Annotated in this window: 24 protein-coding genes and 2 tRNA genes; 9 read left to right on the top strand and 17 right to left on the bottom strand. The window is 69.4% G+C overall.

The genetic code is table 11. From position 1 onward, the window contains the following. The 9 genes from LUTJ29_RS18650 (at nucleotide 1) to LUTJ29_RS18835 (ending at nucleotide 4,741) form a co-directional block, all read left to right on the top strand. Nucleotides 1-177, top strand: a complete 177-nt coding sequence (locus tag LUTJ29_RS18650; RefSeq protein WP_156911560.1) for a hypothetical protein — start codon at nucleotides 1-3, stop codon at nucleotides 175-177. A 49-nt stretch (nucleotides 178-226) separates the two neighbouring features. Next, nucleotides 227-523, top strand: coding sequence for a hypothetical protein (locus LUTJ29_RS0110120; RefSeq protein WP_144774218.1), 297 nt, complete (start codon nucleotides 227-229; stop codon nucleotides 521-523). Further along, the gene (locus LUTJ29_RS19065) at nucleotides 520-1,443 is read left to right on the top strand and encodes a hypothetical protein (RefSeq protein WP_027072413.1); all 924 of its coding nucleotides are present in this window, start codon (nucleotides 520-522) and stop codon (nucleotides 1,441-1,443) included. The genes LUTJ29_RS0110120 and LUTJ29_RS19065 overlap by 4 nt, the downstream gene beginning before the upstream one ends. Further along, entirely contained in the window at nucleotides 1,436-1,711 is a 276-nt protein-coding gene (locus tag LUTJ29_RS0110110) for a hypothetical protein (RefSeq protein WP_027072412.1), read from the top strand. The genes LUTJ29_RS19065 and LUTJ29_RS0110110 overlap by 8 nt, the downstream gene beginning before the upstream one ends. 7 nt (nucleotides 1,712-1,718) lie before the next feature. After that, on the top strand, nucleotides 1,719-1,919 hold the full coding sequence (locus LUTJ29_RS0110105; RefSeq protein WP_027072411.1) for a hypothetical protein: 201 nt from the start codon (nucleotides 1,719-1,721) through the stop codon (nucleotides 1,917-1,919). Between the two features lie 102 nt (nucleotides 1,920-2,021). Beyond that, the gene (locus LUTJ29_RS0110100) at nucleotides 2,022-4,073 is read left to right on the top strand and encodes a ParB/RepB/Spo0J family partition protein (protein ID WP_027072410.1); all 2,052 of its coding nucleotides are present in this window, start codon (nucleotides 2,022-2,024) and stop codon (nucleotides 4,071-4,073) included. Between the two features lie 83 nt (nucleotides 4,074-4,156). Next, nucleotides 4,157-4,411, top strand: a complete 255-nt coding sequence (locus LUTJ29_RS0110095; protein ID WP_144774219.1) for a hypothetical protein — start codon at nucleotides 4,157-4,159, stop codon at nucleotides 4,409-4,411. Further along, complete coding sequence (locus LUTJ29_RS0110090) at nucleotides 4,404-4,595, top strand: hypothetical protein (RefSeq protein WP_027072408.1); 192 nt, start codon at nucleotides 4,404-4,406, stop codon at nucleotides 4,593-4,595. Before LUTJ29_RS0110095 ends, LUTJ29_RS0110090 begins: the two co-directional genes overlap by 8 nt. Then, the gene (locus LUTJ29_RS18835) at nucleotides 4,592-4,741 is read left to right on the top strand and encodes a hypothetical protein (protein ID WP_198012673.1); all 150 of its coding nucleotides are present in this window, start codon (nucleotides 4,592-4,594) and stop codon (nucleotides 4,739-4,741) included. The genes LUTJ29_RS0110090 and LUTJ29_RS18835 overlap by 4 nt, the downstream gene beginning before the upstream one ends. Here LUTJ29_RS18835 and LUTJ29_RS19060 read toward each other — a convergent pair. The 17 genes from LUTJ29_RS19060 to LUTJ29_RS0110000 form a co-directional block, all read right to left on the bottom strand. Continuing rightward, nucleotides 4,722-6,092 carry a hypothetical protein gene (locus LUTJ29_RS19060; protein WP_027072407.1) on the bottom strand — a complete coding sequence of 457 codons (1,371 nt, stop codon included), beginning with the start codon at nucleotides 6,090-6,092 and terminating at the stop codon, nucleotides 4,722-4,724. The genes LUTJ29_RS18835 and LUTJ29_RS19060 overlap by 20 nt on opposite strands. 115 nt (nucleotides 6,093-6,207) lie before the next feature. Next, a tRNA-Met gene (locus tag LUTJ29_RS0110075) sits at nucleotides 6,208-6,284 on the bottom strand. A 76-nt stretch (nucleotides 6,285-6,360) separates the two neighbouring features. After that, the gene (nuoN, locus tag LUTJ29_RS0110070) at nucleotides 6,361-7,824 is read right to left on the bottom strand and encodes an NADH-quinone oxidoreductase subunit NuoN (protein ID WP_027072406.1); all 1,464 of its coding nucleotides are present in this window, start codon (nucleotides 7,822-7,824) and stop codon (nucleotides 6,361-6,363) included. Nucleotides 7,825-7,837: 13 nt separating this feature from the next. After that, nucleotides 7,838-9,352, bottom strand: a complete 1,515-nt coding sequence (locus tag LUTJ29_RS0110065; RefSeq protein WP_027072405.1) for an NADH-quinone oxidoreductase subunit M — start codon at nucleotides 9,350-9,352, stop codon at nucleotides 7,838-7,840. A 4-nt stretch (nucleotides 9,353-9,356) separates the two neighbouring features. Then, on the bottom strand, nucleotides 9,357-11,420 hold the full coding sequence (gene nuoL, locus LUTJ29_RS0110060) for an NADH-quinone oxidoreductase subunit L (protein WP_027072404.1): 2,064 nt from the start codon (nucleotides 11,418-11,420) through the stop codon (nucleotides 9,357-9,359). Between the two features lie 211 nt (nucleotides 11,421-11,631). Beyond that, nucleotides 11,632-11,955, bottom strand: a complete 324-nt coding sequence (nuoK, locus tag LUTJ29_RS0110055; RefSeq protein ID WP_043741017.1) for an NADH-quinone oxidoreductase subunit NuoK — start codon at nucleotides 11,953-11,955, stop codon at nucleotides 11,632-11,634. Then, on the bottom strand, nucleotides 11,955-12,587 hold the full coding sequence (locus LUTJ29_RS0110050) for an NADH-quinone oxidoreductase subunit J (protein ID WP_027072402.1): 633 nt from the start codon (nucleotides 12,585-12,587) through the stop codon (nucleotides 11,955-11,957). The genes nuoK and LUTJ29_RS0110050 overlap by 1 nt, the downstream gene beginning before the upstream one ends. A 10-nt stretch (nucleotides 12,588-12,597) precedes the next feature. Beyond that, nucleotides 12,598-13,086, bottom strand: coding sequence for an NADH-quinone oxidoreductase subunit NuoI (gene nuoI, locus LUTJ29_RS0110045; RefSeq protein ID WP_027072401.1), 489 nt, complete (start codon nucleotides 13,084-13,086; stop codon nucleotides 12,598-12,600). Continuing rightward, the gene (gene nuoH / locus LUTJ29_RS0110040; RefSeq protein WP_084524823.1) at nucleotides 13,086-14,189 is read right to left on the bottom strand and encodes an NADH-quinone oxidoreductase subunit NuoH; all 1,104 of its coding nucleotides are present in this window, start codon (nucleotides 14,187-14,189) and stop codon (nucleotides 13,086-13,088) included. The genes nuoI and nuoH overlap by 1 nt, the downstream gene beginning before the upstream one ends. Continuing rightward, a complete protein-coding gene (nuoG, locus tag LUTJ29_RS0110035) occupies nucleotides 14,186-16,447 on the bottom strand; it encodes an NADH-quinone oxidoreductase subunit NuoG (RefSeq protein ID WP_027072399.1) in 2,262 nt (753 codons plus the stop codon). The genes nuoH and nuoG overlap by 4 nt, the downstream gene beginning before the upstream one ends. Next, nucleotides 16,444-17,811: an NADH-quinone oxidoreductase subunit NuoF gene (gene nuoF, locus LUTJ29_RS0110030; RefSeq protein WP_027072398.1), complete on the bottom strand. Its 1,368-nt coding sequence runs from the start codon at nucleotides 17,809-17,811 to the stop codon at nucleotides 16,444-16,446. Before nuoF ends, nuoG begins: the two co-directional genes overlap by 4 nt. Next, nucleotides 17,811-18,338 (bottom strand): NADH-quinone oxidoreductase subunit NuoE, encoded by a 528-nt coding sequence (gene nuoE, locus LUTJ29_RS0110025; RefSeq protein WP_027072397.1) that lies wholly within the window; start codon nucleotides 18,336-18,338, stop codon nucleotides 17,811-17,813. Before nuoE ends, nuoF begins: the two co-directional genes overlap by 1 nt. Before the next feature lie 8 nt (nucleotides 18,339-18,346). After that, nucleotides 18,347-19,642, bottom strand: coding sequence for an NADH-quinone oxidoreductase subunit D (locus tag LUTJ29_RS0110020; RefSeq protein WP_051322908.1), 1,296 nt, complete (start codon nucleotides 19,640-19,642; stop codon nucleotides 18,347-18,349). Then, on the bottom strand, nucleotides 19,639-20,412 hold the full coding sequence (locus LUTJ29_RS0110015) for an NADH-quinone oxidoreductase subunit C (protein ID WP_027072395.1): 774 nt from the start codon (nucleotides 20,410-20,412) through the stop codon (nucleotides 19,639-19,641). The genes LUTJ29_RS0110020 and LUTJ29_RS0110015 overlap by 4 nt, the downstream gene beginning before the upstream one ends. Next, nucleotides 20,405-20,992, bottom strand: a complete 588-nt coding sequence (locus LUTJ29_RS17060; RefSeq protein ID WP_043741016.1) for an NADH-quinone oxidoreductase subunit B — start codon at nucleotides 20,990-20,992, stop codon at nucleotides 20,405-20,407. The genes LUTJ29_RS0110015 and LUTJ29_RS17060 overlap by 8 nt, the downstream gene beginning before the upstream one ends. Next, a complete protein-coding gene (locus LUTJ29_RS0110005; RefSeq protein ID WP_027072394.1) occupies nucleotides 20,983-21,339 on the bottom strand; it encodes an NADH-quinone oxidoreductase subunit A in 357 nt (118 codons plus the stop codon). The genes LUTJ29_RS17060 and LUTJ29_RS0110005 overlap by 10 nt, the downstream gene beginning before the upstream one ends. Before the next feature lie 80 nt (nucleotides 21,340-21,419). Then, nucleotides 21,420-21,504, bottom strand: a tRNA-Leu gene (locus LUTJ29_RS0110000). Nucleotides 21,505-21,514 lie beyond the last annotated feature (10 nt).

Genomic DNA, 21,514 nt, shown 5'->3' with positions numbered 1-21,514 from the left:
ATGCACTTGTCCGAGTCCACCGCCGCACGGCTCCTGGCGATCCACCAGCGGGCGTTCGACAACGCCGGCTGCAGCCGCAGCGTGCAGCCGCCGCGGCCGCGCTACGGCATCGCCCTGTCGATTGCCATGCTCCTGGTCGCCCTCGCGCTCGCCGTCTTCGCCGGCGTGATCCGCTGAACCCACAGAACACCCCAACCGCCGGCCTCGGCCGGCAAAGGATTCCTACGTGTCCGCGACCATGGACGTCACTCCGCTCGAGCGGAGCGCCCTCATCGCCGCCTACCAGGCGCCGGGACACTCGCTGCCGCGCATCGGCAACGCCTTCGTGGCCGCACCGAAGCGCAACCCGCACAGCGGCCCGACCATCGTGCACAGCGTCACCAAACGCATGGCCCTGCGCCTGCAGCGCGCCGACCTGGTGCAACTGGACGACCCCCACTGCCCGAGCCGCATGACGCTCACCGAGGAAGGCTGCGCCGTTGCGCGCGAGCTGCTGGCGGCGGCGAACGAGGACCGGCGATGAATCGCAGCGCCCGGATCCGCGAATGGCTGGCCACGCAGCACATCCCCGCCACCGCCCGCGACATCATGCAGGCCGTCGAGCCGCGCGGCGAGCTCAACAAGTTCTGCGCGTCGCTCTCCGCGATGCACAAGAAGGGCCTGGTGCGGGCCAACAAGGTGAACGGCCGGCTGTACTACAGCGCGGGCCGCGCTCCGAAGAGCCGCCGCGGCCGGCGCCCCACCAAAACCGGCCGCGCCCATCGCGTGCGCGAGCTGCTCGCCGACGGGCGCGGCTACACGGTCGCGGAGCTACGCGCCAAGGTGGACCCCGGCACCACGTCCTCGCGCATGTCCGCGTGCCTGTCCGTCCTGTTCCAGCAGGGCCACATCGCCCGCGCCCAGGACGGCTGGTTCACCTGCTACGCGCTCACGCAGGAAGCCGCCGACCAGGCCCTGGCCGATCTCTTTGCGACGAGGGAAGCCAGGAAGGCCGAGCTCAAGCGCGCTCGGCAGGCTGCCGCCGCCGAGAAGCGGCGTACCAGAGCCCCGAAGACGCCCCGGGCGAAGCCCGCCCGGGCTCCGAAGGCGAAGCCGCGCCCGAAGCTCAAGGCACCCCCAGTGCGCGACGTGCCCCGCGGCATGCCCCCACCGCCTACCGCCGAGGTGCGAGCGGCCATCACGTCGATCGCCCGCTCGCGCCCGCCGGTGCGCCCAGCGCCAGTGACCTGTGCGCTGGACGGGGTGCCAGAAAGGCAGCGCGCCGCCAGCGAGCGCATCGCCGCCGACATCGCCGAGTTCCAGGCGCGCGGCGGAAAGATCGAGCGCCTCGGCCCCACGCAGTTCTTCACCCGCATCGAACCCGCCAACGGCCCGCTCCGGCGCACCTGGGCCGGCGACGAAGCGTCCAGCGCCGCACCCGCCCTGGAGATCGACGATGAGTAACAGCGACCGCCTCACCGGCCCCGATTTCCTCGACAGCGTCGCCGACCAGAACGACGCCCAGGGCCTCCCCGTCAACGCCGCAGAGTTCCGCCAACGCGCCGCCGATTGGCGTGCAGACGAGCAGCGCATCGAAGAACTCGAGGCCTACGTCGCCCGCCTCGAGCGCCAGCTGCGCACCGCCGATGACCAGGCGCGCGTGCTGGACGAGATCAAGCGAACCCTGCAAGCCGCGAACGATTCGACGGCGAGCGCGACCGCCGCGAGCTGACAGCGCCATGAGCGAACTCGACAACATCGAAGCGCGCGCCCTGCGCCACCTCGACGGCATGACCGTCAACCGCGATGCCATGGCGCGCGACGTGCTGAAGCTTGTCCGCGCCCTGCGGCGACTCACCGAAGAGGTGCGCAAGCCGGGCGCATCACCATCAGCGGCTCGCCGGGACGATGACTTCCTCCGCGACCTGTTCGGCTTCTGACGTCTCCGCCGGCATTCGCATCACCCCGTCCTCTACCAACACTGCGGCGCCTGCCGCCGCCTGACCCGACATCGCCGCACTGCGCGGCCCCCAGGAGAACCCATGTCCACCGAACCCGCCGTGCAGACCGTCGCCCTCAACCAGCTGCGCCTCTCCCCGAAGAACACCCGCCAGCGCCGCGATCCCGAGGCGATCGAATCCATGGCCGCCTCCATCCTCCACCACGGCTTGCTGCAGAACCTCATCGTCGAGCCCGCCACCAACGAACCCGGCGTGTTCGAGGTCCTCGCCGGCGGCACGCGCCTGGTCGCGCTGCAGCGCCTGCAGTCCGAGGGCAAGGTGCCCGCCGACCACCCGGTGCGCGTGCTGGTCGAGACCAACGGGCAGGCGATCGAGGCCTCCGCCGCGGAGAACCTGGTGCGCACGCGCCTGGCCCCGGCGGACGAGTTCGACGCCTTCAAGGCCCTGGCCGACGCCGGCAAGAGCCGCGACGAGATCGCCCAGCACTTCGGCGTCGCCCGCATCGTGGTCGACCGCAGCCTCAAGTTGGCCAACGTCTCCCCGCAGCTGTTCCAGATCTTCCGCGAAGGCGGCATGGAACTCGACCAGCTGCGCGCGCTCGCGCTCACCGACGACCACGAGCTCCAGCACCAGGCGTGGTTCGGGGTCAAGCACGACTGGGAGCGGATGGAGCACAACATCCGCTCTCGCATCACGAGCCGCGACGTGCGCGCGAGCTCCGCGGTCGCGCAGTTCGTCGGCATCGAGGCCTACGAGGCCGCCGGCGGCGCCGTGCGCCGCGACCTGTTCGACGAGCGCAACACCTGGCTGTGCGACCGCCAGCTGCTCGAATCGCTGGCCATGGACCGCCTCGAGGCGAAGGCGCAGGCGCTGCGCGACGAGGGCTGGTCGTGGGTGGAGGCCCATCTCTCGCTGGACTACAGCGAACTCAACGCCTACCCCAAAGGCTTCCCCGACGACCTTGCCGAGACGCGGCCACTTCCCGAAACCGATCAGCGCAAGCTCGCCGAAGCACGGGCCCGCATCGCGGAAATCGAAGCCATCGACGTCGACGAGATCGACGACCCCGCACGCGAAGCTGCACTGAACGGCGAACTGGACGACCTCCAGGAGCTCGTCGATGACCTCGAAAGCCGCCAGGAGCAGGCGCTCACGTGGCCGACGCATGTGATGGAGCGATCCGGCTGCCTGGTGCGTATCGACCACTTCCGCGGCCAAATGCTCGTCGAGTACGCCCGCCTGCAGCCGGGCCAGAAGATCGCCACCGACGGCAAGGTCGCCGGCACGCCGGACAAGGCGTCCAAGGGCGCCGACGCAGGGAAGCGCGCGGCCCTGAGCCGCGCGATGGAGGACCGACTGCACATGCACCACCGCGCCGCCCTGCGCGATGCCCTCACGAACGACCACGGCCTCGCACTGGAGCTGCTGCTGACCCACCTGCTGACGGCGCTGCTGGACCCGGGGAGTACTAGCCAGCGTGTGTTCGCGATCCGCCTCGACAATCCGCACCGCACGGACACGCACGGCAAGAGCGTCGAGCTCGCCGACGTGGTCTCATCGCCGGCCAGCCAAGCTGTCGACGCCAAGCTCAAGGCGCTCAAGTCCAAGCTGCCCAAGAAGGCGGCCGACATCCAGGCATGGGTCGCCACGAAGTCGGTCGACGAACTGCACGAGCTGCTCGCGCTGGTCGCCGCCGCCACCCTCGACCCGACCAAGGACCAGGCACGCGCCCTCGCCCAGCTGACCAAGCTCGACATGCGCGAGTTCTGGAAGCCCGACGCCGAGCACTACCTCAACCACGTGCCCAAGTCCCTCGCGGCCGAGGCCGTCGCCGAGGTCCATGGCAAGGCCGCCGGCGAGAAAGTCGCCGCAATGAAGAAGAACGAGGCCATCGCCGAGGCCGCCAAGCTGCTCGCCGGCAGCGGCTGGTTGCCGAAGCCGCTGCGCGGGCCGGGCTACAAGCTGGCCAAGCCCGGCACGGCCGCCAAGGCAGCCCAGAACAAGGCGAAGGCGCCGGCGGCGCCCGCGAAGCAGAAGCCGGTGACGGCCCCGGCCAAGAAGAAGCCCGCGGCCAAGAAGGCGCCCGCGAAGCAGCCCGCCAAGAAGCCGAAGAAGTCCAAGACGAAGGCATGACCGTGGCGAAGCACGCGCCGCGCGTGGCCCGGCCGATCGCTCTACCCCATCAAGCGGAACGAATGACCCCCGGAGCGCGCAGCGTGATCACTTGGCTTTCCCGAGAGTTCATCGACCCGGCCAATCTGGCACTGATCGCGATCGGCGAGCAGAGCCTCGCGGACGACGTGTCGATCGAGGTGGTGCACCGCGACTGCTCGCGCCAGGTCCACCACCTGTTCCCGTGCGACGAGCGAGGGCTGGAGAAGGTGCAGCGGATCCGCGCGATCTACGCCCGGGTCGAGGCCGAGATCCGGGCGCGCCTGCCCGACAACGCAATGGAGGTTTCCAATGGCTGACAAGACCAACGAGCGCCCCGAGCCGATTAGGCTCGTTCTCGAAGCGCATGACTTCTCCGAGACGCAGCTGATGGGTGCCCTCGAGGCGCTGGTCGATCGGTGGGCCGAGGAGGGTCTGCCCTGGCCCGCACAGGCCCGCGCTGCGGCTTGGCTGGCCATGAAATACGGCCCCGTGCTGGCATGACGTCCGACGACCCCGTCCTCCGCCTTATCGAGGCCCTCGCGCGCCTGGACGCCGAGGATTATCTGCGCGCCGAGGCAGCCAACGACCCCGGCTCGGAGCCCGGCGCGGAAAATCCCGCCTTGCCCGCTACGGGCACCAGGGCGTAGGGTCGCTGCCGTGCACGTCGCCGCCTACGCCCGCTACTCGTCCGACGCCCAGCGCGAGGCCTCGCTCGAGGACCAGCTGCGCAACTGCCGCCAGTACGCCGCGCGCATGGGCTGGCCGGAGCCGGTGGTCTACACCGACGCCGCCGTCTCCGGCGCCCGCAACGACCGGCCGGGATACCTGCGCCTGCTCGCCGACGCGCCGCGGTTCGACGTGATCCTGGTCGACGACCTCACCCGCCTGTCGCGCGACAGCGTCGAGGCGACGAAGGCCACGCGCCGACTCACCTTCGCCGGCGTGCGCGTCATCGGCGTCAGCGACGGCCTGGACACCGGCCGGAAGGGCCACAAGGCCGAGGTGGGCCTGCGCGGCCTCATGGGCGAGCTCTACCTCGACGACCTGCGCGAGAAGACCCATCGCGGCCTCATGGGCCGCGCGCTCGACGGCGCCAGCGCCGGCGGCCTGCCGTACGGCTACCGCGTCAGCGCCACCGGCCAGCGCGAGATCCGCGAGGACCAGGCCGAGATCGTCCGCCGGATCTACGCCGAGTACCTGGCCGGCCGGTCGCCGCGCGAGATCGTCGCCGGCCTGAACCGGGACCGGGTGCCCTCGCCGCGCGGCCGCACCTGGGCGGCGTCGGCCGTCGCCGGCGACGTGCGCCGCGGCATCGGCATCCTCGCCAACCCCATCTACGCTGGCCGGCAGGTCTGGAACCGCAGCCGCTGGGTGAAGCACCCCGACACCGGCCGACGCGTGCGCCAGGAGCGTCCCCAGTCGGAGTGGGTGGTCACCGAGCACCCCGAGCTGGCCATCGTCGACGCCGGCACGTGGGCGGCCGTGGAGCGCCGCCTGCGGCTGCAGAGCCGCGCCACCGGCGGCAGCGCCGGTCGGCCGCCGCAGCACGTCCTGTCCGGCATCCTGCGCTGCGGGCTGTGCAACGGCCCCATGGTGGTTGTCGACCGCTACAACTACGGCTGCGCAAACGCCAAGCAGCGAGGCACCTGCGCCGGGCTGCGGGTTGCCCGGGCCGCGGCCGAGGACGGCCTCCTGGCGGCCGTACGCGCGCGCCTGAGCGCCCCCGAGGCCTTCGCAGAGTACCAGCGCGCCGTGCAGGCGCACCTGCGCCAGAGCGGCGGAGAGGCGACCAGACGGCTGGCCGAAGCCCGGAAGTGGCACGGCAACGTCATGGCGGCCATCCGTGCCGGGATCATCACGCCCAGCACCAAGGCCGACCTCGAGGCCGCTGAGGCGGCCGTACGCGAAGCCGAGGCCGCCGTGAAGGCCAGCCCGGCCCGGATGGTCCCGCGGCTGCGGGAGCGCTGGGAGCGCGTACTGGCCGATCTGGCGGGCCACGTGCGGCGATCGCCGCAGGCCCGGGCCGCGCTGGTCGACGTCGTCGGCGAGCGCGTGACCGTCAGATACGAAAACGGCGACCTCGTTGCCGAGGCCGCCGCATCGCAGCTAGCGTTGGTAGCGGGGGCAGGATTTGAACCTGCGACCTTCGGGTTATGAGCCCGACGAGCTGCCAGACTGCTCCACCCCGCAGCAGACGCGAGATTATGGCGACAGGCGGCCGGTTTGACAACCCCGTCCGCGGGGCCTGTCTTCAGCCGCCGGTCGCTCAGGAGAACGCGGACTGGCACCAGGCCATGATCGGGTCCCAGGCCAGGCCCAGGCCGAGCAGGGCCAGCGCGTTCACCGCGAACACCGCCTGCAGGGCGCCGCCACGGATCGTGATCGGCTCGCCCGCGGGCTGTTCGAAGTACATCACCTTGATCACGCGCAGGTAGTAGAACGCGCCGATCACCGCGAACACCACGCCCACGATCGCCAGCCACAGCAGGTCGCCCTCGAGCGCGGCGCGCAGGACCGCGACCTTGGCCCAGAAGCCCAGCAGCGGCGGCACGCCCGCCAGCGAGGCCATGACCAGCAGCACCAGCCCCGCCATCCACGGGCTGCGCGCGGCCAGGCCGCGGAAATCCTCGATCCGGTCGGCCTCGAAGCCGCGCCGCGCCAGCAGCACGATCGCGCCGAACGCGGCCACCGACATCACAGCGTAGCTGATGGCGTAGAACATCGCCGCGGCGTAGCCCTCCTCGCCGCCAGCGGCCAGGCCCAGGAACAGGAACCCGACGTGGGAGACGGTCGAGTAGGCCAGCATGCGCTTGAGGTTCGCCTGCGCGATCGCGAACAGGTTGCCCACCGCCAGCGAGAGCGCCGCCACCACCGCAACCAGCAGCCGGACCTCGTCGTGCGCCGGGCCCAGTCCCACTTCCAGCAGGCGCCAGGCCATGCCGAAAGCCGCCAGCTTGGGCGCGGAGCTGATGAAGATCGTGATCGGGGTCGGTGCGCCGTGGTAGGTGTCGGGCAGCCACATGTGGAACGGCGCGGCGCCGAACTTGAACGCGACGCCGACCACCACGAACACGGTGCCGGTCAGCAGCAGGGTGCGGTCCTCGCCGGCCAGCGAACCGGCGATGTCGCGGATCCGGACCAGGTCGAGCGTGCCGGTGGCGCCGTAGAGCAGGCTCATGCCGTACAGCAGCAGGCCGGAGGCCAGCGAGCCGAGCACGAAGTACTTCATCGCCGCCTCGGAGGCGAGCGGGCTGTCGCGGTCGGTGGCGACCAGCGCGTACGAGCACAGGGCCAGCAGCTCCAGGCCGACGTAGACCATGGTCAGGCTGCCGGCCGACACCAGCAGCATCATGCCGGCCACCGCGAACAGCACCAGCACCGCGACCTCGCCCTTGTACAGGTCGCGCTCGCGCAGGAACGGCCAGATGTAGGCCATCGACGCGGCGCTGACCAGCAGGATGACGAGCTTGAGCACGTCGGCGCCGTCGTCGCGCACGAACTTTCCGGCCAGGGTGGTGCCCTGCCCGCCCACGTCGAACCACAGCAGCGCCGCGGCCACCAGCAGGGTGACGATCGCCAGCGCGTGCGTGACCACCCGGCGGCGGTCGTCCAGGAACAGGTCCAGCATCAGCAGCGCGAAGGCCCCGAACACCACCACCAGCTCGGGCGTCAGCGGCGCGAGCTCGGCGAAGGAGCGGACGGGAGGCGCGGGGAAGTTGGCAGCGGTCATCGCGTGCGGGTCCTCAAAGCTTGCTCGCGGCGAGGTGGCTCGCCAGCTCGGCGATCGCCGGGTCCATCAGCTCCACCAGCGGCGCCGGCCACACGCCGATCAGCAGGGTACCGGCGGCGAACACGCCGAGCACGATCCACTCGCGGGTGTTGATGTCCTGGAGCTGGGCGACGTGGGCGTTGGCGACCTCGCCGAACATGACCCGCTTCACCAGCCACAGGGTGTAGGCCGCGCCGATGATCAGGGTCAGCGCCGCGACGAAGGCGATCAGCGGATGGTGCTGGAAGCTGGCCAGGACCACCATGAACTCGCCCACGAAGCCGGACGTGCCCGGCAGGCCCGAGTTGGCCATGGCGAACAGGACCATGAAGAAGGTGAACCACGGCATCACGTTGGCCACGCCGCCGTAGTCCTTGATCATGCGCGTGTGCATGCGGTCGTAGAGCACGCCCACGCACGAGAACATGGCGCCGGACACGAAGCCATGCGAGATCATCTGCACCATCGCGCCCTGCAGGCCCAGGCGCGCGGCGTCGGTGCCGCCCGCCACGTCGCGCACCAGCGCGAAGGCGATGAACGTGCCGAGGGTGACGAAGCCCATGTGCGAAACCGACGAGTACGCGATCAGCTTCTTCATGTCCTCCTGGACCAGCGCCACGAGGCCGACGTACACCACCGCGATCAGCGACAGCGCGATCAGCAGCCAGGCCCATTCGTGGCCGGCGTCCGGGGTAATTGGCAGGCTGAAGCGCAGGAAGCCGTAGCCGCCGATCTTCAGCATGATCGCGGCCAGGATCACCGAGCCGCCGGTCGGCGCCTCGACGTGCGCGTCCGGCAGCCAGGTGTGGACCGGGAACATCGGGATCTTGACCGCGAACGCGGCCAGGAACGCGAAGAACAGCCAGGTCTGCTCGGTCGCGGTCAGCGGCAGCGCGTACAGGTCCGGGAGCTGCCAGCTGCCGCCCTTCAGGTACAGGTACACCAGGCCGACCAGCATGAAGATCGAGCCGAGGAAGGTGTACAGGAAGAACTTGATCGACGCGTACACGCGCCGCGGGCCGCCCCAGACGCCGATGATGATGAACATCGGGATCAGCATGGCCTCGAAGAACACGTAGAACAGCAGCGCGTCCACGGCGCAGAACACGCCGACCATCAGACCCTCGAGGATCAGCATCGAGGCGTAGTACTGGTTGACGCGGCGGTCGATCGCGGTCCACGCGCCCACCAGCACCAGCGCGGTGGTCAGCGTGGTGAGGATGATCAGCGCGATCGAGATCCCGTCCACGCCGAGGTGGTACTGGATGTCGTAGGCGGGGATCCACGCCATCCGCTCGACGAACTGCATGCCGCTGGCGGCATGGTCGAAGCCGGTGAACAGCGGCAGGCTGAGGGCGAACACGGCGAGCGCCACGACCAGCGAGGTCCATCGCGCGGCCTGCGCGCGGGTCTCGCCGAGCGCGAGCACGGCGGCGCCGCCGAGGATCGGCAGCCAGATCAGGAGACTGAGGAGGGGCCAGTTCTGCACGGGATCAGGTCCAATGGCGGATCAGCACGGCCAGCAGCACGATCAGGCCGACGATCATCGCGAACGCATAGTGGTAGAGGTATCCGGTCTGCATGCGGCGCACGAGAGCGGCGGTGAATCCGACCAGGCGCGCGGCGCCGTTGACGAACAGTCCGTCGATCAGCCTGGAATCGACCTCGCGCGAGCCGCGGCCGAGCAGCAGGCCCCCGCCGGCGAAGCCCTTGATCCACAGGTCGTCCATGCCGTACTTGTTCTCGAGGATGCGGATCGGCAGGCGCAGCGCGTGCGCCACCTTCGCCGGCAGCTCCGGCCGCCAGACGTACATCAGGGTGGCCAGCAGGAAGCCCGCCAGCACCAGCCAGAAGGCGGGCGCGACGAAACCGTGCAGCGCCAGCCCGGTCGGCCCGTGCCACAGCTCTTCCTTCAGCGCCGACATCACGTCGTTGGCTGCCAGCACGCGGATGGCGTCGCCGAAGAACGGCACGGCCTCGTGGTGGCCGGTCCAGTCGGTGCCGAACAGCATCGGACCGGCGGTGAAGAAGCCGACCAGGACCGAGGGGATCGCCAGCAGCACCAGCGGCACCGTCACCACCCACGGCGACTCGTGCGGCTCGTGCGGGCCATGGTGGCCGTGGCCGTCGTCGTGGTGCGCGTCGTGGCCATGCGCGTCATGCGCCGCGTGGCGGAAGCGCTCCTCGCCGAAATAGGTCAGGTACAGCAGGCGGAAGCTGTAGAACGAGGTCACGAACGCGCCCAGAAGCACCGCCCAGTAGGCGTAGGTGCCGATCCATCCGGCGCGCCCGGCGCCGAGTCTGGCCGCCTCGATGATCACGTCCTTCGAGTAGAAGCCGCTGAAGAACGGCGTGCCCACCAGGGCCAGGGTGCCGACCACGCTGGTCCAGAAGGTGACCGGCATGTACTTGCGCAGGCCGCCCATCCTGCGCATGTCCTGCTCGTGGTGCATGCCGATGATGACCGAACCGGCCGCCAGGAACAGCAGCGCCTTGAAGAAGGCGTGGGTCATCAGGTGGTACACCGCCGCCGAGTACGCCGACACGCCGAGCGCGACGGTCATGTAGCCCAGCTGCGACAGCGTGGAATACGCGACCACGCGCTTGATGTCGTTCTGGACCATGCCGATCAGGCCGGTGAAGAACGCGGTGGTGGCGCCGATGAACAGGACGAAGTTCAGCGCGGTGGCGCTCAGCTCGAAGATCGGCGACATGCGCGCGACCATGAAGATGCCCGCGGTCACCATCGTCGCGGCGTGGATCAGCGCCGAGATCGGGGTCGGGCCTTCCATCGAGTCGGGCAGCCACACGTGCAACGGCACCTGCGCGGACTTGCCCATCGCGCCGATGAACAGGCAGATGCAGATCATCGTCGCCACCGACCATTCGTGCCCGGCCAGGACCTCGATCGTGCGGCCCTCGAGCACCTGGCCGGCGCTGGCGAACACGTTGGCGTAGTCGAGGGTCCCGAAGTACCAGACCACCGCGGCGATGCCGAGCAGGAAGCCGAAGTCGCCCACGCGATTGACGAGGAACGCCTTGAGGTTGGCGAACACCGCGGTCGGCCGCCTGAACCAGAACCCGATCAGCAGGTAGGACACCAGGCCCACCGCCTCCCAGCCGAAGAACAACTGCAGGAAGTTGTTCGACATCACCAGCATCAGCATGGAGAAGGTGAACAGGCTGATGTAGGCGAAGAAGCGCTGGTAGCCGGGATCCTCGGCCATGTATCCGATGGTGTAGACGTGGACCAACAGCGAGACGAAGGTCACCACGACCATCATCATCGCGGTCAGCCTGTCGACCAGGAAGCCGACGTGCGCCGAGTACCCGCCGACCTCGAAGAACGTATACACGTTCTGGTTGTACGGCCCCGCGCCCTGCCCCACGAGCTGGTACAGCACGTAGCAGGAGAAGGCACAGCTGAGCGCGACGCCCAGGATGGTCGCCGTGTGCGCGCCGGCGCGCCCGACCTGGCGGCCGAAGAAGCCGGCCACGATCGCGCCCAGCAGCGGTGCCAGCACGATGATCAGCAGGTGGGTTGTGGAAATCGCCATGTCTGGTCCGTTGCCTGTCGTACGTATGCCGCCTTCACCACTTTCCCTGCCCGGCGACGTTCCGCCCCGGGCCGCGGCCCGCGCCATCCCGGGTCCTGGTTGTCACCGCGACCTTCCATGGCCGAACAGCGCGGCCTCCTGGGAGGCCTCCCCGGCCATCCTGGCCGGGCGTCCGCGCCGGCGCGAGCCAGTGGCCCGCGAGCGCCGGCGCTCACCCCTTCAGCGTGTCGATCTCGGCGACGTTGATCGTGCTCCGGTTGCGGAACAGCGTGACCAGGATCGCCAGGCCGATCGCGGCTTCCGCCGCGGCCACCGTCAGGATGAAGAACACGAAGATCTGTCCCGCCTGGTCGCCGAAGTGGCGCGAGAACGCGATGAAGTTGACGTTCACCGCGAGCAGCATCAGTTCGATCGACATCAGCAGGATGATGACGTTCTTGCGGTTGAGGAAGATGCCCGCGACGCTGATGCAGAACAGCACCGCGCCGAGCGCCAGGTAGTGGCCGAGCCCGAGGCCCTGTCCGAGGAATTCCATTACTGCTGCGCCTCCCCGCCGCTTGCTTCTTCCACCCGCTTCTCCGCCGGCATGCTCACCAGGCGCACGCGGTCGGCCGCGCGCACCCGCGACTGCTCGGACGGGTCCTGGTGCTTGGTGCCGGGCCGGCGGCGCAGGGTCAGCGCCACGGCCGCGATCACGGCCACGGTCAGGATCAGCGCGGCGACCTCGAACGGCAGCAGGAAGTCGGTGAACAGCCGCCGCGCCACCCAGGCCACGTTGCTGCCGCCGGCGGTCTCCACCGGGTCGGCGCCGAACGGCACCGTGCGCGCCTTGACCCCGATCAGGGTCAGCACCTCGACCAGCATCACCACCGCGACCAGCAGGCCGACCGGCAGGTAGCGCACGTAGCCCTCGCGCAGCGGCACGATGTCGATGTCGAGCATCATCACCACGAACAGGAACAGCACCATCACCGCGCCGACGTAAACCAGGATCAGGGCCACGCCGAGGAACTCGGCGCCGGCCAGGATCCAGGTGCAGGCGACGCTGAAGAACGTCAGCACCAGGAACAGCGCCGCGTGCACCGGGTTCTTGACGCTGATCACCGCGCCCGCCGCGATGGCGGCCACGACGGCGAAGGCGAGGAATGCAAGCAGGGCGAAATCCATGGTCGGTCGCTTATCGGTAGGCGGCGTCGGCGGCGCGGCGCTCGGCGATCTCCGCCTCGAGGCGGTCGCCGATCGCCAGCAGCTTGGGCTTGGTGAGGATGTTCTCGCCGCGGTTTTCGAAGTGGTACTCGTGGACGTGGGTCTCGACGATCGAGTCCACCGGGCACGACTCCTCGCAGAAGCCGCAGTAGATGCACTTGAACAGGTCGATGTCGTAGCGCGTCGTGCGGCGGGTGCCGTCCTCGCGCGGCGCCGAGTCGATGGTGATCGCCAGCGCCGGGCACACCGCCTCGCACAGCTTGCAGGCGATGCAGCGCTCCTCGCCGTTGGGATAGCGGCGCAGCGCGTGGAGCCCGCGGAAGCGCGGCGACTGCGGCGTCTTCTCCATCGGGTACATCAGCGTGTACTTGGGCCGGAACAGGTACTTGAGCGTCAGCCACAAGCCGCCGAGCAGCTCGAGCAGCAGCAGGCTCCGGAACCAGGATACGAACTTGCCCATCACTGCCCTGCCTCGAACACGCCGAAATACGCCATCAACGCCACCACCGCGATCCAGCCGATGCTCAGCGGGATGAACACCTTCCAGCCCAGTCGCATGATCTGGTCGTAGCGGTAGCGCGGGAACGAGGCGCGGAACCAGATGAAGCAGCTGGCGAAGAAGAACACCTTGGCGAACAGCCACCACCAGCCGTCGCCCAGGACCACGCGCACCACCGGGATGTCGGGGATCCAGCCGGCCGGCACCGGCGACAGCCAGCCGCCGAGGAAGAAGATCGCGGTCAGGAAGCTGACCAGGATCATGTTCGCGTACTCGGCCAGGAAGAACAGCGCGAACGCCGACCCGGAATACTCGACCATGTGGCCGGCCACGATCTCCGATTCGCCTTCCACCACGTCGAACGGCGCACGGTTGGTCTCGGCCACGCCCGACACGAAGTAGATGACGAACAGCGGCAGCATCGGCAGCCAGAACCACTCCAACAGCCCGGCGTCGCCCGACTGCGCCATCACGATCTGCGACAGGTTCAGGCTGCCGGCGCCGACCATCACGCCGACCAGGGCGAAGCCCATCGCGATCTCGTAGCTCACCACCTGCGCGGCCGAACGCATCGCCCCGAGGAAGGCGTACTTCGAGTTCGAGGCCCAGCCGGCGAGGATGATGCCGTACACGCCCAGCGAGGTCATCGCCAGCAGGTACAGCAGGCCCGCGTTGGCGTTGGACAGCACCAGCTGCGCGTCGAACGGAACCACCGCCCAGGCGGCGAACGCGGGCGCCAGGGTGATCAGCGGCGCGAGCAGGTACAGCGACCGGTGCGCGGCGCTGGGCTGGATCACTTCCTTGAACAGCAGCTTGAACACGTCGGCGAAGGCCTGCAGCACGCCCCAGCCCACGTACATCGGCCCGTGGCGCACGTGCATCCAGCCGATCAGCTTGCGCTCCCAGACCACGTAGAACGCCACGGCCAGGATCACCGGGACGGCGATGGCGAGGATCTTGAGCACGATCCACAGCACCACGCCGACCGGCCCCAGCGACGCAAGCAGGTCGTGCAGCGGCGCCGTCCAGGCCGTCAGCAGGGAGGCGGTATTGGTCGCGCTCATGCGGCCTCCACCTTCACCCGGCCGGCGCCGAGTCCCGCGGTCGGACCATAGCCCGACTCGATCCAGGCGCAGCCCGGCGCCACCAGCGTGGTGACGTTGACCGGCAGCGTGGCGGTGCCGGCGGCGCCCGCCACCTTCGCCATCGCGCCCTGGCCCAGGCCGGAGGCGGCGGCGTCGTCCGGATGCAGGCTGACCCGCGGCCCGGCGTTGAGCGGATGCGCCTGCAGCGCCTGCGCGCGGCGCACCAGTGCGTCGACCCGGTAGATCGCCTGCGACACGGCCAGCTCCAGGCCATCGCCCGTGGCCGGCTCCCCGGCCTGGCCTGGACGCGGCGTCGGCACGCGTGCCTGCAGGCCCTGGCGCAGGCCGTCGAGGTCGGTGAAATCGAACCCGGGCAGCTGCAGCGCGCCGCCGAGGGCGCGCAGCACGGCCCAGCCCTGGCGCGCCTCGCCCGGCAGGCGGCCGGCGGCCTTCGCCCGCTGGTCGCGGCCGTCGAGGTTGGTCATCGTCGCGTCGTTCTCGAACAGGGTGGCGATCGGCAGGATCACGTCGGCCACGCGCCGGGTCGACTGGCAGGCGAAGTGGCTGAAGGCCACCACCTGCGCGCCGCCCAGCGCCTTCATCGCGGCCGCCTGGTCGGCGAAGTCCAGGCCCGGCTCGATGCCGTAGATGACGTACGCGCCGCGCGGACGGGCCAGCATCGCGCCGGCGTCCAGTCCGGACGGCAGCACGCCGTGGCGGGCCAGGCCGAGCGCGTTCGCACCCTGCGGGATCCGGCACAGCGACGCGCCGCTGGCGCGGGCGAACGCGGCCGCTGCAGCGCGGATCGCGCTCGCGTGCGGACCGTTCTCGGCCACCGCGCCCACGATCACCGCGACGCTGCCGGCGCCGCGCACGGCCTCGGCCAGCTCGGCCGACGCCAGCGCACCGGCCACCTTCGACGGCGGCACGATCGCCTTGCTGGCGATGTCGAACGTGAACTCGAAGTCGACCGGGCCGACCACGTGCACCTTCGCGCCGCGGCGCCAGGCCTTGCGCACGCGCTGGTGCAGCAGCGGCACCTCGTGGCGCAGGTTGGAACCGACGATCACGATCGCGTCCGCGTTCTCGATGTCGGCGACCGGCATCGCGAAGGGCTCGGCCACGGCGCCATCGGACAGGTCGTGCTGGCCGATGCGGTGGTCGATGTTGCCGGTGCCCAGGCCCTCGGCCAGGCGCGCCAGCAGCGCGCCCTCCTCGTTCGAGGTCCCCGGGTGCACCAGCACGCCGAGGTTGTCGGCGCCGTTCTCGCGCAGGATCTGCGCCGCCTTCGCCAGCGCCTCGTCCCAGCTGGCCTCGCGCCAGTCGCCCTCGTCGCCGTTGGAAGCCACGCGCAGCAGCGGCCTGGCCGCGCGGTCGTCCGCGTACAGGCCCTGGTGCGAGTAGCGGTCGCGGTCGGACAGCCAGCATTCGTTGACCGCTTCGTTGTCGCGCGGCACCGCGCGCAGCACCTCGCCGCGGCGCACGTGCAGGAACAGGTTGCTGCCCAGCGCGTCGTGCCAGCCCAGCGACTCGCGCGCGATCAGCTCCCACGGGCGGGCGCGGAAGCGGAACACCTTGTTGGTGAGCGCGCCGACCGGGCACACGTCGATCACGTTGCCCGACAGCTCGGTGGTCAGCGGCTTGCCGTCCCAGGTGCCGATCTGCAGGTTCTCGCCGCGGTACATGCCGCCCAGCTCGTAGGTGCCGGCGATCTCCGCGGTCACGCGGATGCAGCGCGTGCACTGGATGCAGCGGGTCATCTCGGTGGCGACCAGCGGGCCCAGGTCCTCGTCGGCCACCACGCGCTTGCGCTCGACGAAGCGGCTGACCGAGCGGCCATAGCCCAGCGACAGGTCCTGCAGCTCGCACTCTCCGCCCTGGTCGCAGATCGGGCAGTCGAGCGGATGGTTGATCAGCAGGAACTCCATCACGTTCCGCTGCGCCTTGAGCGCCTTGTCGTTGCGGGTGAAGACCTTCAGCCCGTCCATCACCGGCGTCGCGCAGGCCGGCGACGGCTTCGGCGCCGGACGGCCGCCGACCTCGGTGTCGACCAGGCACATGCGGCAGTTGGCCGCGATCGACAGCTTGTCGTGGTAGCAGAAGCGCGGGATCGGGATGCCGGCCTTGTCGGCGGCATGGATGATCATCGACCCCTTGGGCGCGGCCAGCTCCACGCCGTCGATGAAGATCGTAACGTGGTCGGGCGGCAGGTTCGGGTTGACGGGTTGAGCGCTCATGCCAGCGCCTCCGCGGGACGTGCCAGCGTGCCGGCGAGCTCGTCGTCGACGTAGAAGCGCTTGTTCACGATGGCGTATTCGAATTCATGCCAGAAGTGGCGCAGGAAGCCCTGCACCGGCCAGGCAGCCGCCTCGCCGAAGGCGCAGATGGTGTGGCCCTCGATCTGCCCCGCCGCGGCGCGCAGCGTGTGCAGGTCGTCGAGCGTCGCCTCCATGCTGGCGATGCGGGTGAGCATGCGGTACATCCAGCCGGTGCCCTCGCGGCACGGCGTGCACTGGCCGCAGCTTTCCTTGAAATAGAAGCGCGCGATGCGCTGGCAGGCGCGCACCATGCAGGTGGTGTGGTCCATGACGATGACCGCACCCGACCCCAGGCCCGAACCGGCCTTCTGGATCGCGTCGTAGTCCATGGTCAGGCCCATCATCACCTCGGCCGGCAGCACCGGCATCGACGAACCGCCCGGGATCACCGCCTTGATACGGTTGCCGTTGCGGATGCCGCCGGCAAGCTCCAGCAGCTCGCTGAACGGGGTGCCGAGGCGGATCTCGTAGTTGCCCGGCCGCGCCACGTGGCCGGAGACCGAGAAGATCTTGCAGCCGCCGTTGTTCGGCTTGCCCAGGTTCATGAACCACTCCGGCCCGTTGCGCACGATCGCCGGCACCGAGGCGTAGGTCTCGGTGTTGTTGATCGTGGTCGGCTTGCCGTAGAGGCCGAAGTTGGCCGGGAACGGCGGCTTGTAGCGCGGCTGGCCCTTCTTGCCCTCCAGCGACTCCATCAGCGCGGTTTCCTCGCCGCAGATGTAGGCGCCGGCGCCGAGCACGTTGTAGATGTCGATGTCGATGCCCGAGCCGAGGATGTTCTTGCCCAGCCAGCCGTTGGCGTATGCCTCGGCGCGGGCCTCCTCGATGTGCTCAAAGGGCTCGTGGTGGAACTCGCCGCGCAGGTAGTTGTAGGCCACGGTCGAACCGGTGGCGTAGCAGGCGATCGCCATGCCCTCCAGCACCGCGTGCGGGTTGTAGCGCAGGATGTCGCGGTCCTTGGCCGTGCCCGGCTCGGACTCGTCCGAATTGCAGAGGATGTACTTCTGCATCTCGCCCTTGGGCATGAAGCTCCACTTCAGGCCGGTCGGGAAGCCCGCGCCGCCGCGGCCGCGCAGGCCGGACTGCTTGACCATCTCGATCACGTCGGCCGGCGGGATCTTCTCGGTCAGGATCTTGCGCAGCGCCTGGTAGCCACCCGTCTTGAGGTAGTTCTCGTACGACCACGGCTTGTCGAAGTGCAGCGTGGTGTAGACGGCCTGGTGCTCCTTCGGCGCGGGGCCGACGGGGCCGTAACCCTCGGAGTAGTGCGAATGACCCGCCATTACTTCAGCCCGTCCAGCAGCTCGTCCACCTTCTCGGGGGTGAGCTTCTCGTGGTAATGCCCGTTGATCACGACCACCGGCGCGCCGCAGCACGCGGCCACGCACTCCTCCTCGCGCTTGAGGTAGACGCGGCCGTCGGCGGTGGATTCGCCCAGCTTGCAACCGAGCTTCTTCTCGGCGTGCTCGACCAGCTGCTCGGCACCGTTGAGCCAGCAGCTGATGTTGGTGCAGAACGCCACGTTGTTGCGGCCGACCGGCCTGGTCTCGAACATCGAGTAGAAGCTCGCGACCTCGTAGGCCCACACCGGCGGCAGGTCGAGGTACTTGGCGACCGCGGCGATCAGTTCGTCGGTCAGGTAGCCCTGGTTCTGCTCCTGCGCGGCGAACAGGCCCTGCAGCACGGCCGAGCGCTTGCGGTCCGGCGGGAACTTGGTCAGCCAGTGGTCGATGTGGGCACGCGTGGCGTCGCTCAGGACGACCATCGGGTCGACGTTGCGCGCGTTCTCGAAGTTGCCTGTCGCTTTCATCGCCTGCCTTACCTGTCGATCTCGCCGAACACGATGTCGTACGTGCCGATCATCGCCACCACGTCCGACAGCATGTGGCCCTTCACGATCTCGTCCATCGACGAGAGATGGGCGAAGCCCGGTGCGCGCAGGTGCACGCGGAACGGCTTGTTGGCGCCGTCGCTGACCAGGTAGCAGCCGAACTCGCCCTTGGGCGCCTCGACCGCGGCATAGGTCTCGCCGGCAGGCACGCAATAGCCTTCGGAGAAGAGCTTGAAGTGGTGGATCAAGGCTTCCATGTCGTTCTTCATCTCCTCGCGCGAGGGAGGAGCGACCTTGTAGTTGTCCACCATCACCGGGCCGGGATTGGCCCGCAGCCACTTGACGCACTGCTCGATGATCCGCGCCGACTGGCGCATCTCGGCCACGCGCACCAGGTAGCGGTCGTAACAGTCGCCGTTGACGCCGACCGGGACGTCGAACTCGACCTGGTCGTAGCGCGCGTAGGGCTGCTTCTTGCGCAGGTCCCAGGCGATGCCCGAGCCGCGCAGCATCGGGCCGGTCATGCCCCAGGCCAGCGCCTGCTCCGGCGGAATCACGCCGATGCCCACCGTGCGCTGCTTCCAGATGCGGTTGTCGGTGAGCAGCGTCTCGTATTCGTCGACGCGCGCCGGGAAGTCCTTCGCGAAGGCTTCCAGGTAGTCCAGCATCGAGCCTTCGCGCCACTCGTTGAAGCGCTTGAGCTTCTCGCCCTTGCGCCACGGCGACTCGCGGTACTTCGGCATCCGCTCGGGCAGGTCGCGATAGACGCCGCCGGGGCGGTAGTAGGTCGCGTGCATGCGCGCGCCCGACACCGCCTCGTACACGTCCATGAGCTCCTCGCGCTCGCGGAACGCGTACAGGAACACCGCCATCGCGCCCAGGTCGAGCGCGTTGGAGCCGATCCACATCAGGTGGTTCAGGATCCGGGTGACCTCGTCGAACAGGGTCCGGATCCACTGCGCGCGCTCGGGCGCCTCGATCCCCATCAGGGTCTCGATCGCGCGCACGTAGGCGTGCTCGTTGCACATCATCGACACGTAGTCGAGCCGGTCCATGTAGCCGATCGACTGGTTGAACGGCTTGGACTCGGCCAGCTTCTCGGTGCCGCGGTGGAGCAGGCCCACGTGCGGGTCGGCGCGGCGCACCACCTCGCCGTCCATTTCCAGGATCAGGCGCAGCACGCCGTGCGCGGACGGATGCTGCGGGCCGAAGTTCATCGTGTAGCTGCGGATCTCCTGGCCGGCGCCTGCCTGATGCCCGGGATCGCGGGGGACTGCATTCATCGGTCGCCTCCGGCGCGGCGGGCCATCTGCTCGGCGGCCGCGGTCAGGTAGCGTGCGTCGTCGCGGATCACGCGCGGCACGTTCACGCGCGGCTCCACCGAAGTCACCGGCTCGTACACCACGCGCCTGCGTTCGGGGTCGTAGCGCACCTCGACGTTGCCGATCAGCGGGAAGTCCTTGCGGAACGGGTGGCCGATGAAGCCGTAGTCGGTGAGGATCCGGCGCAGGTCCGGATGGCCCTCGAACACGATGCCGTACAGGTCGAACGCCTCGCGCTCGAACCAGTTGGCGACCGGCCACACGCCGGTGAGCGAGGACACCACCGGCAGGTCGTCGGCGCGTGCGAAGCAGGTCACGCGCAGGCGCCGGTTGTGCTGGACCGACAACAGCTGCGCCACCGCCGCGAAGCGCCGCTGCGGCACCGGCACCGGGGCCTCGCCCTCGGGGTCGTCGAGCTGCCGGGTCGGCGACTCGCCGAAGCGGAACCGCCCCGGCCCCTTGCCCTCGACGCCGCGGCTGAAGCCGTCGGACGAGGCGTCGGTGTCCCACTCGTCGGTGCCGTAGCCGAGGTAGTCGACGCCGCACAGGTCGATCAGCGACTCGAAGCCGAGCTCGTCGCGCAGCGCCACGCAGGTCTCCAGCCAGTCGCCGGCGGTGACGATTCCGACCTCGCCGCGCGGCAGCGCGAGGCTGACCTCGGCGCCGGGGAAGCGCGCGCGCAGGCGCTCCGCGAATGCGGTGGCGGTCTCCCTGCCCAGGTCCTCAGCCATTGCGCAGCCCCGTCTTCTGTTCACCGAAGTTGGTGGCGCGGCGGATCTTCTTCTGCAGCTGCAGGATGCCGTAGACCAGGGCCTCCGCCGTCGGCGGGCAGCCCGGCACGTAGACGTCCACCGGCACGACGCGGTCGCAGCCGCGCACCACCGCGTAGGAGTAGTGATAGTAGCCGCCGCCGTTGGCGCAGCTGCCCATCGAGATCACCCACTTCGGGTCGGGCATCTGGTCGTAGACCTTGCGCAGCGCCGGGGCCATCTTGTTGACCAGGGTGCCGGCCACGATCATCACGTCGGACTGGCGCGGCGACGGGCGGAACACCACGCCGTAGCGGTCCAGGTCCAGGCGCGCGGCGCCGGCGTGCATCATCTCGACCGCGCAGCAGGCCAGGCCGAAGGTCATCGGCCACATCGAACCGGTGCGCGCCCAGTTGAGCAGGACGTCCGTGCTGGTGGTCAGGAAGCCGTGCTCGAGCAGCGGGTTCTCGCCTTCGGGACGCAGGATGTCGTCGAGGCGGCCTTCCGGCAGCGGATTGCTCGCCGAATCGGCCAGGCCGCGGATCGCCCGGATCACTCCCATTCAAGCGCTCCCTTCTTCCACACGTAGATGAACCCGAGCAGCAGCATGCCGACGAAGATGCCCATCTCGATCAGGCCCAGCGGCCCGAGCTCGCGGAACACCGTCGCCCACGGCACGATGAAGATGATCTCGAGGTCGAAGATGATGAACTGGATCGCGATCAGGTAGTACCGCACGTCGAAGCGCATCCGCGCGTCTTCGAACTCGGAGAAGCCGCATTCGTACGGCGAGAGCTTCTCGGGCGTCGGGCGCTTGGGCCCGAGGAGGTTTCCGAGGATCAGCAGGGCGATGCCGATACCGGTGGCCACGATCAGGAACAGCAGGGTCGGCAGGTATTCGGCCAGCACTCGTTGTTCTCTCGGCTGCTTGCCGCGTCGCCGCGGCCGTTGCTCGACGCGCCGCCGTGCGGCGGCGCGCCGATGAAAAATGGTGCCCAAGGGGGGACTCGAACCCCCACGACCGAAGCCGCTACCACCTCAAGGTAGTGCGTCTACCAATTCCGCCACCTGGGCAAGGATCAAA

The sequence above is a fragment of the Luteimonas sp. J29 genome (genome assembly GCF_000472505.1).
In the GTDB taxonomy this organism is placed as follows: domain Bacteria; phylum Pseudomonadota; class Gammaproteobacteria; order Xanthomonadales; family Xanthomonadaceae; genus Luteimonas.
Note: the sequence above shows the minus strand (reverse complement) of the source record. Positions and strands in the feature narration are given on the sequence as shown.

What these genes read in the sequence shown, in the direction of transcription:
- LUTJ29_RS0110100 (WP_027072410.1), top strand. Translation starts at nt 2,022, where the DNA reads ATGTCCACCGAACCCGCCGTGCAGACCGTCGCCCTCAACCAGCTGCGC.
- LUTJ29_RS0110015 (WP_027072395.1), bottom strand. Translation starts at nt 20,412, where the DNA reads ATGGCTGAGGACCTGGGCAGGGAGACCGCCACCGCATTCGCGGAGCGC.
- LUTJ29_RS0110110 (WP_027072412.1), top strand. Translation starts at nt 1,436, where the DNA reads ATGAGTAACAGCGACCGCCTCACCGGCCCCGATTTCCTCGACAGCGTC.
- nuoI (WP_027072401.1), bottom strand. Translation starts at nt 13,086, where the DNA reads ATGGGCAAGTTCGTATCCTGGTTCCGGAGCCTGCTGCTGCTCGAGCTG.
- LUTJ29_RS17060 (WP_043741016.1), bottom strand. Translation starts at nt 20,992, where the DNA reads ATGGGAGTGATCCGGGCGATCCGCGGCCTGGCCGATTCGGCGAGCAAT.
- nuoL (WP_027072404.1), bottom strand. Translation starts at nt 11,420, where the DNA reads ATGGCGATTTCCACAACCCACCTGCTGATCATCGTGCTGGCACCGCTG.
- nuoE (WP_027072397.1), bottom strand. Translation starts at nt 18,338, where the DNA reads ATGAAAGCGACAGGCAACTTCGAGAACGCGCGCAACGTCGACCCGATG.
- LUTJ29_RS19065 (WP_027072413.1), top strand. Translation starts at nt 520, where the DNA reads ATGAATCGCAGCGCCCGGATCCGCGAATGGCTGGCCACGCAGCACATC.
- nuoF (WP_027072398.1), bottom strand. Translation starts at nt 17,811, where the DNA reads ATGGCGGGTCATTCGCACTACTCCGAGGGTTACGGCCCCGTCGGCCCC.
- LUTJ29_RS18835 (WP_198012673.1), top strand. Translation starts at nt 4,592, where the DNA reads ATGACGTCCGACGACCCCGTCCTCCGCCTTATCGAGGCCCTCGCGCGC.
- nuoK (WP_043741017.1), bottom strand. Translation starts at nt 11,955, where the DNA reads ATGGAATTCCTCGGACAGGGCCTCGGGCTCGGCCACTACCTGGCGCTC.
- nuoG (WP_027072399.1), bottom strand. Translation starts at nt 16,447, where the DNA reads ATGAGCGCTCAACCCGTCAACCCGAACCTGCCGCCCGACCACGTTACG.
- LUTJ29_RS0110020 (WP_051322908.1), bottom strand. Translation starts at nt 19,642, where the DNA reads ATGAATGCAGTCCCCCGCGATCCCGGGCATCAGGCAGGCGCCGGCCAG.
- LUTJ29_RS0110090 (WP_027072408.1), top strand. Translation starts at nt 4,404, where the DNA reads ATGGCTGACAAGACCAACGAGCGCCCCGAGCCGATTAGGCTCGTTCTC.
- nuoH (WP_084524823.1), bottom strand. Translation starts at nt 14,189, where the DNA reads ATGAGCGCGACCAATACCGCCTCCCTGCTGACGGCCTGGACGGCGCCG.
- LUTJ29_RS0110050 (WP_027072402.1), bottom strand. Translation starts at nt 12,587, where the DNA reads ATGGATTTCGCCCTGCTTGCATTCCTCGCCTTCGCCGTCGTGGCCGCC.
- LUTJ29_RS0110105 (WP_027072411.1), top strand. Translation starts at nt 1,719, where the DNA reads ATGAGCGAACTCGACAACATCGAAGCGCGCGCCCTGCGCCACCTCGAC.
- nuoN (WP_027072406.1), bottom strand. Translation starts at nt 7,824, where the DNA reads ATGACCGCTGCCAACTTCCCCGCGCCTCCCGTCCGCTCCTTCGCCGAG.
- LUTJ29_RS18650 (WP_156911560.1), top strand. Translation starts at nt 1, where the DNA reads ATGCACTTGTCCGAGTCCACCGCCGCACGGCTCCTGGCGATCCACCAG.